This window comes from Zoogloea sp. (assembly GCF_028693495.1).
Taxonomy (GTDB): Bacteria; Pseudomonadota; Gammaproteobacteria; order Burkholderiales; family Rhodocyclaceae; genus Zoogloea.
Genome location: NZ_JAQUVG010000125.1, coordinates 1 through 8183, shown reverse-complemented (window position 1 = coordinate 8183; position 8183 = coordinate 1). Strand labels below are relative to the sequence as shown.

General features: G+C 62.8%; 7 protein-coding genes and 1 pseudogene. 4 read left to right on the top strand and 4 right to left on the bottom strand.

Annotation, left to right across the window (positions count from 1 at the left end; translation table 11 throughout):
* A partial coding sequence (locus PHD22_RS15480; protein ID WP_299868862.1) for a response regulator occupies positions 1 to 356 on the bottom strand: 356 nt, incomplete at its 3' end.
* A gap of 234 nt (positions 357 to 590) precedes the next feature.
* Here PHD22_RS15480 and PHD22_RS15475 point away from each other — a divergent pair.
* Positions 591 to 2030: a transglycosylase SLT domain-containing protein gene (locus tag PHD22_RS15475; protein WP_299868859.1), complete on the top strand. Its 1440-nt coding sequence runs from the start codon at positions 591 to 593 to the stop codon at positions 2028 to 2030.
* Positions 2031 to 2075: 45 nt separating this feature from the next.
* Here the strand turns inward: PHD22_RS15475 and PHD22_RS15470 are convergent, their stop codons facing one another.
* The 3 genes and pseudogenes from PHD22_RS15470 to PHD22_RS15460 form a co-directional block, all read right to left on the bottom strand.
* Positions 2076 to 4211, bottom strand: coding sequence for an ABC transporter ATP-binding protein (locus PHD22_RS15470; RefSeq protein WP_299868857.1), 2136 nt, complete (start codon positions 4209 to 4211; stop codon positions 2076 to 2078).
* Complete coding sequence (locus PHD22_RS15465) at positions 4174 to 4653, bottom strand: peptidylprolyl isomerase (RefSeq protein ID WP_299868854.1); 480 nt, start codon at positions 4651 to 4653, stop codon at positions 4174 to 4176. The genes PHD22_RS15470 and PHD22_RS15465 overlap by 38 nt, the downstream gene beginning before the upstream one ends.
* A pseudogene (locus PHD22_RS15460) lies at positions 4619 to 5113 on the bottom strand (peroxiredoxin); the annotation flags it as partial. The gene PHD22_RS15465 and the pseudogene PHD22_RS15460, both read right to left, overlap by 35 nt.
* 397 nt (positions 5114 to 5510) lie before the next feature.
* On the opposite strand from PHD22_RS15460, the gene lexA reads away from it, so the two are divergent.
* The 3 genes from lexA to PHD22_RS15445 form a co-directional block, all read left to right on the top strand.
* Complete coding sequence (gene lexA / locus PHD22_RS15455; RefSeq protein ID WP_299868851.1) at positions 5511 to 6113, top strand: transcriptional repressor LexA; 603 nt, start codon at positions 5511 to 5513, stop codon at positions 6111 to 6113.
* Positions 6114 to 6239: 126 nt separating this feature from the next.
* Entirely contained in the window at positions 6240 to 7628 is a 1389-nt protein-coding gene (locus PHD22_RS15450; protein WP_299868848.1) for an MATE family efflux transporter, read from the top strand.
* 27 nt (positions 7629 to 7655) lie between these two features.
* Positions 7656 to 8183 (top strand): hypothetical protein (locus tag PHD22_RS15445; protein WP_299868845.1); only part of this gene is annotated, 528 nt, incomplete at its 3' end.

Here is an 8183-nt window from a genome sequence, read left to right as displayed (position 1 = left end):
GGCATGGCCTTGAGCTTGGCTGCCAGCACGGTTTCGGATACAGGCTTGATCAGGTAATCGTCACCGCCCACCGCGATGCCTTTTTCCAGATCTTCATCGCTGGTGCGCGCCGTCAGGAAGATGATTGGAGTCCAGTCCCCGTTTTCCTCAAGCTGGCGAAGGCGCCGGGCCACCTCAAAACCATCCATGCCCGGCATGATGATGTCCAGCAGGACCACATCGGGTTTGTGCTGCCTGAAGAGCTCAATGCCCTTTTCCCCGTCCCGGGCCACCAGAGGCTCGATACCGATGTTGCGAAGCTGATGAGACACCAGGGTGGCGCTCGTCAGGGTGTCTTCGATCAACAGGGCTTTCACAGGCAGGGCTCTCGGTCTTGGGAGTGCGGGTTGAAAAGAGATGCGTCGGGGCAGGTGATTGTGCCCCAAATGGACGGGGTTGAGGCAATAGCCGCGTCAATACCTGATCTTCAGCTGCAGCCAACCGCAAAATCTTGTTGCATCCCCGAGGGCATTTCCAGCCCACTCGGTTTGACCCTGTGCAGGACGGACGGCTAGAATCCTCCCTTTGCCTCCTGCGCGACAAATCCCCTGATGTTTCCGAGAGTTATCGCGCTGTTTCTGTCCCTTCTGGCGACGGGACCGGCCTTTTCCCAGTTCGAGCCGGAACCCCTGCGGCGCCAGGATGAAATCATGCCGGGCGCCGAATCTGCCGGGTTGCATTCCCACCCGATCTTCGAGATCCGCGATCACTCGGTCCGGGTTCCCACCATTGATCTCACCGTCGCCCCCGACGATCTGTGGGAACGCATCCGGCGGGGCTTTTCCATGCCGGACCTCAACACCGACCTGGTGACCGACCGGCAGATCTACTACATCAACCGGCCAGGCTCCCTGCGCCAGATCTTCGCCCGGGGGCAGCGCTATCTCCATTACATCGTCGAGGAACTCGAACGGCGGGGCATGCCCACCGAACTGGCTCTGCTGCCGATGGTGGAAAGCGCCTTCAACCCCATGGCACTTTCCTCCGCCCAGGCATCCGGACTGTGGCAGTTCATTCCCTCCACGGGCAAGAGCTACAAGCTTGAGCAGAACTGGTGGGTGGACGAGCGCCGGGATGTGATTGCCTCGACCAATGCCGCCCTGGACTACCTGCAGACCATTTACGAGATGCATGGCGACTGGCACCTGGCCCTGGCCTCCTACAACTGGGGGGAAGGCGCTGTCGGCCGGGCGGTTGCCAGGAATCGGGCAGCCGGCCTGCCCACGGAATACCAGCACCTCAACATGCCCGGGGAAACCCGCTACTACGTGCCCAAGCTGCAGGCCCTCAAGAATATCGTGGCCCAGCCGGAACTGTTCGGCCTCAATCTGCCCTACATTCCCAACCGGCCCTACTTCACTACGGTCGAGAGCCGGATCGCCCTGGACCTGGCCACTGCGGCCCGGCTTGCTGAAACCCCAGTGGAGGAGATCCTGGCTCTCAACCCGGGCTACAAGCGCCCGATTCTGCCGGTCAATGGCAGCCAGTCCCTGATCATCCCGGCTGACAAGGTGGAAGCGTTCCTGATCAACCTGGAACGGCACGACCCCGACAGTGCCAGTTGGAAAACCTACGAGTTGCAGGAAGGGGAAGCCCTGGAAGGCGTAGCCGACCGGCTGGGCATCTCGGCCACTCGCCTGCGCCAGGTCAATGGCCTGTCGCCCCGGGCCCGCATCGGCAGTGGTTACACCCTGATTGTGCCCTCCGAACAAGAGGGTGACCGGATCACCTTGTCCCGACTGCTTCCCACCAAACCCCAGGCAGGGGCGGTGGAACCCCCGCCGATGATCATTCAGCGCACGGTGATGAAGGGACGGAACGGGAAAGCAGTGGTGGTCGAACGCAAGGTGGCGGTCAGGAACACTCAGGCACCGGAGCGCAGCAAGGGACGAAGTCAGGCCGACGCCCCCTCCCCCAGGAACGCCATCAAGGGGAAGACGGCCGCCTCCCCTGCGGGCAAACCCGCGGCGGACTCGCGGAAAAAACGCTGACAGCTGTCCGGCCCCTGCGGAAAGGGGCCCTGTTCAGCATGGGCTTCAGGCGGAGTACAGATGACAACACACGACCCGCCCTGAAGAGAGTCGCCGTTCGGCCGGATACGCCACCCGGCAGCGCTCCAGAGCCTCGCTGCAGCGGGGGTGGAAATGACATCCCGAAGGCGGATTGAGGGGAGACGGCATGTCGCCCCGGGTGGCATCGCCGGAGGGCGGCCCTGCACTGGGCTGTCCATCCACGGCCGGCACCGCAGCCAGCAGCATGCGGGTGTAAGGGTGGCGGGGATCCCGCAGAACCTCCTCCACGCTTCCCTGCTCCACGATACGCCCCAGATACATGACCGCGACCTGGTGAGCCAGGTAATCCACCACGGCCAGATTGTGGGTGATGAACAGGTAGGACAGACCGAATTCGGTCTGCAGATCACGGAGCAAATTGAGGATCTGGGCCTGTACCGACACATCCAGGGCGCTGGTGGGTTCGTCACAGACAATCAGCCGTGGAGAGACCGCCAAGGCCCGGGCAATGGCAACCCGCTGGCGCTGCCCGCCGGAAAATTCGTGGGGAAACCGGTGGCGCATCGAAGGGTCCAGGCCCACCCGCTCCAGCAGCGCATCGATCCGGGCTGCACGGGCGACAGGATCGGACTCGATATCCAGCGTCAGCATGCCCTCCTCAAGGATCTCCCCTACCCGCATCCGGGGGTTCAGGGAGCTGAACGGATCCTGGAAGATGATCTGCAACTCACGGCGCAGGGGGCGCCACTGGCGGGGGCTCATGGACAACAGGTCAAACCCGCCATAACGGGCAGCTCCACCACTGGCAGGCACCAGCTTCAACAGGGCCTTGCCTGCAGTCGTCTTGCCGCAACCGGACTCTCCGACCAAGGCCAGAGTCTGGCCCGCCGGCACCTGTAGAGACACGCCATCCACTGCCTTCACCTGGCCCACTACACGACGGAACAACCCTTTCCGGACGGGGAAATACACTTTCAGATCATCCACCACCAGTGCATGCCCGTGACACCCACCCGGTGCAGGGTGCAGCGCGACGCCGGTGCTTTCGGTCTGCCATGCCAGGGGCGACAGCGGGTCGTAGAGGTGGCAGCGCACCTGCTGCTGGCCCAGCACATGCATTCCCGGTGTCTCCAGACGACAGCGAGCCCGGACCTGGGGACAGCGCTCGGCAAACCGGCAGCCGGCAGGCATCTCGCCCAGCCGGGGGACCTGGCCCGGAATGGTTTCAAGGGCCTGTCCTCGTTGCCGGCGGGTAGGCAGGGCTGCAAACAGCTTGCGGGCATAAGGATGCAGAGGCTGACCGAAAAAAGCTTCCCGCGGTCCGGTCTCCACCAGTTCGCCGGCGTACATCACCCCCACCCGATGGGCCATCCGGGCCACTACCCCCAGATCGTGGGTGATCAGCAGCATGCCCATCCCGCGCCGGGCCTGCAGATCTGCCAGCAGATCCAGAACCTGGGCCTGAATGGTGACATCCAGAGCGGTCGTGGGCTCATCGGCAATCAGGACCTCAGGGTCACCGGCCAGGGCAATCGCAATCATCACCCGTTGCTTCATCCCACCGGAGAGCTGGAAGGGATACTCGGACAGGCGGCGGTCCGGGTCCGGAATACCAACGGCTGCAAGCAGACGCGCGGCCTCCTGCCAGGCCGGCTCGCCTGTCATGTGGCGATGGCGGACCAGCACTTCCTTGATCTGGTCCCCCACGGTCATCACCGGATTCAGGCTCGTGGCCGGCTCCTGGAAGATCATGGCCAGACGTTTGCCACGGATGTCCCGCATCCGGGCTTCGGGCAGCGCCTGCAGGGCAGCCTCTCCCAGTTGCACGGTTCCTTGAGCGATCCGCCCACCGGCCGGCAGCAGACGCATGCATGCCAGGGCTGTCATCGACTTGCCGCAGCCGGATTCGCCCACCAGGGCCAGGGTCTGGCCGGCAGACACTTCAAAGCTGACACCCTCCACCGGCCGCAGGGGTTTGCCCCGGACACCCAGTTCGATGTGCAATTGCTCCACCCGCAACAGGGTTGCGCCCTTGTCCATGCCGTTCATCTCAAAAAAACGGACCGCATTGCGGTCCGCGTGCGATCCGGACTCCGGCAGCCAGGCTGCCGACAAACCAGGATCAGTGGTGATGGCCGCCTTCGCCGTGCACGTGACCATGGCCAACTTCCTCGGCGCTGGCCGCACGCACGCTCTTGACGGTGATGTCGAAGATCAGCGCCGTGCCAGCGAGGGGGTGGTTTCCGTCCACCACCACCTTGCCATCGGCGATTTCGGTGACGTGATAAATGGTGTCTTCCTCACCATCTTCGCCAACCCGCTCGAAGGACATGCCCACTTCGATGTTGTCCGGGAAGAGGGAGGCATCCTCCATCAGGACCAGCTCGGCATCGTATTCGCCAAAAGCGTCTTCGGGAAGGAGCTTGACCTTCAGGGTGTCACCCGTCTTCTTGCCGTGCAGGGCTTCCTCGATGACGGTGAAGATGCCGTCGTAACCGCCATGCAGATACACCAGCGGGTGCTGGCCGTCATCGATCATCTTCCCATCCGGGTCGGTGACCGTGTAGTCAAGTGTGACGACCGTGTTCTTGGCGATTTCCATTTGAATTCCTTGAGTTGAGTTGCTTGATCAGCTGAAATACTTCGGCCGCATGGCCACGGGGATTGACGTCGTGAAGGATGTGACGCACCACACCGTCACTGGAAATGATGAATGTGGAACGGCGGACGCTGCGTTTTACCACGCCATCCACCGGAGCAGCCAGCCACACTCCATAAAGCTTGCAGACTTCACCCTCTTCATCCGAGAGCAACTCCACGGACAGTCCGTGCTCATCCCGAAAATCGGCATGGGTCAGGCAGTCGTCCGGACTGATCCCCACGACGACGCACTTCTCCTTCTCGAAATCCACATCATGGTCACTGAAATCAATGGCCTGACGGGTGCAGCTGGGGGTGTTGTCGCGAGGATAGAAGTAGAGGACCACATGGTGGTTGGCACCCAGCACCGCGGCCAGATCAAACATTTCCATATCGGCATCGGGCAGGGTAAAGAGCGGGGCCGGCTGACCTTCACAGGGAAGCGCTGGCGTCGTCGGGGATTCTAACCGAGCCGCTTTGAGAACTCTACCCGAAGCGTGTTGGGAACTGACATGCATGAAGATCTCCTCCGCGGACGTTGGGGGGCCAGAAGGACCCCGTGCTGGATTGAGTTGTTCGACTTGCGGTTCTCTGGCTGTGTCTCTGCTCTTCTTTTCCTGAATCTGCTGTTGCGTGGTGCAGTTGATCGACGGCGGCCGGACATGTCCTTGAAGGGATAGTCCATCCGGGACGGGCACTCAAGACCTTTGTTACCGGAACGACGCCTGTTTCACGCCGACCCTGCCGTTTCGATAGGATCCGACAACTTGCGATCGATGGAAACCTGTATAAAATTACACAATCGATTCAGGAGTCGCCATGTCCGAACAGCTCACCCCCCGTCAGCAGGAAATTCTCCGGCTCATCCGTGACACCGTCGAGCAGGAAGGCCGCCCCCCAACCCGGGCCGAAATCTGTACCGCCTTCGGCTTCCGCTCGCCCAATGCTGCGGAAACCCACCTCCGGGCCCTTGCCGCCAAGGGCGTCATCACCCTCGAGGAAGGCCGCGCCCGGGGTATCCGCCTGATGGAAGCCCTTGGCCTGCCCCTGATCGGGCGGGTGGCCGCCGGCAGCCCCATCCTGGCTGCAGAACACATCCAGGGACGCTACCAGGTGGATCCCGGGCTCTTCTCACCCCGTGCCGACTACCTTCTCCAGGTCCGTGGCATGAGCATGCGCGATGCAGGCATCCTCGATGGCGATCTGCTGGCGGTACACCGCACCCGTGAAGCCCGTAACGGACAAATCGTCGTGGCCAGGGTCGACAACGAAGTCACCGTCAAGCGTCTGGAGCGCAAAGGGGCCATCGTTGAACTGCAGCCAGCCAACCCGGACTTCGCACCGATTGTGGTGGATACCCGCCAGGAGGAACTGGAAATCGAAGGTCTCGCCGTAGGACTGATCCGTAATGATGCCCTTTGAGACGCCAGGAGCATCCTGACCCATCCCCCATGCATCCCGGAGGCAGTGTTACGGATCGGAGGATGTCCCGGTAGCGGGTGTCTGCACGGCCATTCAGCCTGATCCCCGCGCTACACTACGCTCCCCATGACCGTCGCTCCTCTCCCCAAGGACGCAGCCCTCCTGGCCCTGCGCATCCTCAGCCTTGCCTGGCCCGTCCTGATTGCCCAGTTGTCGTCCATGGCCCAGATGGTCAGTGACACACTGATTGCCGGCCGTTACGGAACAGCCGACCTCGCCGCCGTCGCAGTCGGGAGTGGCATCTACATTTCCGTGGTGATGCTGATGGTCGGCATCCTGCAAGCCGTTGCGCCGATCGTTGCCCACCATGTGGGTTCCGGTCGGCGGCATGAAATCGGCCCTTCAGTCCAGCAAGGCTTCTGGCTGGCCCTGGGGCTGGCCATTCCAGCCATGGCCTTTCTCCAGCATCCGGACTGGCTGCTGCGCCTGTCGGAGGTGAGCCCTGAGGTCGAGAACGGCACCCGTCGCTACCTGTATGTAATTTCATGGGGAATGCCCGCGGTCCTCCTGTACCGGACCTTCTACGCTTTCACCAACGCCCTCGGGCACACCCGGGTGCTGATGGTGATCAGCCTGGGGACCACGGCCGTCCATATTCCCCTCTCCTGGGCCCTGGTCAACGGGCACCTGCCCGGCATACCTGCCCTGGGGGGAGTGGGGTGTGCGGTCTCCACCGTCACGATTGTGTGGATCGCCTTGCTGTGCGGCGCACTCCATCTGGCCCGCGCACCGGTCTATGCGCCATATCAGTTGTTGAGCCACTGGGTCAGACCCCGCCTCAAGCCTCTCGTGGAAATCCTCCGCCTGGGGCTCCCGATGGGCTTTTCCAGCTTCGTCGAAATCACCGCCTTCACCCTGATCGCCCTGCTGGTGGCCAGGCTGGGGGCTTCCGTCGTCGCCAGCCATCGGATCGTCGGCAATCTGTCCGCCCTGATATACATGCTGCCCCTGGCCCTGGCCATTGCAACTCTGGTCCTGGTAGGGCAGTCCGTGGGTGCCCGGGATGGCGCAGGTGCCCGTCGGGCGGCCCGGGTCGGTCTGGTGGTGGCCACCACCCTCACCACGCTGGTAAGCCTGATCGTGTGGTTTGTCCGGGAACCCCTCATGGCTGCCTACACCGTTGATCCAGAAGTCGGCGGTCTCGGGGTGTCACTGATGCTGTACCTGTGTCTGTACCAGTTCTTCGACGCGATCCAGACCGTCTCCGCCCATGCCCTCCGGGGCTACAAGGTCACACTGGGCCCCATGCTGGTCCACACCCTGTGCTTCTGGGGGATCGGTCTGGGAGGTGGATATGGCCTAGCCTACCAGGGGCTCGGCGACTGGCTGCCACCCCAGGGGGTGGCTGGCTTCTGGCAGGCTTCCGTTCTCAGCACCATTGCGGCAGCCATCCTGTTTGCTGCTTACCTCCGGCTGGTGACCCGCCAGCTGCTGGACGAGACTGTCATCAAGTGACAACAGATCTTTCTTACACTGTTTTCAATGAGACTCCTGTTCCTTGCAGCCCTGCTCCAGGCCGTCGCGATGCCGGCCCTGGCAGCGCGCCCCTTCGTCACCGATGATGCCCGCCTGACCGCCAGTGGCAGCTGCCAGCTGGAAAGCTGGATGCGTACCTACACGGACAGCCGTGAAGTATGGGCCCTGCCCGCCTGCAACCCCTTCGGCAACTTTGAGGTCACCCTCGGCGGCGGGCGTGCCTGGCAGTCCGGGGAGAATGCCACCCGGGACTACGTGTTCCAGTTCAAGACCCTCTTCCGGCCGCTTGAAACCAATTCCTGGGGCTGGGGCCTGGCTGCCGGCACGGTGCGCCATCCAGACATCAATCCGGGGCCCAATCTACTGGGCAATACCTTCCTGTACCTTCCCGCGTCCCTGTCCCTGGCCAATGACCGGGTGGTGATCCACTCCAACCTGGGATGGCTGAAGGACAAGGCCAGCGGAGAACTGCGGGCCACCTGGGGGGTGGGGGGTGAATTCCTGCTGTCAAGCCGCGTCACCGGCATTGCCGAA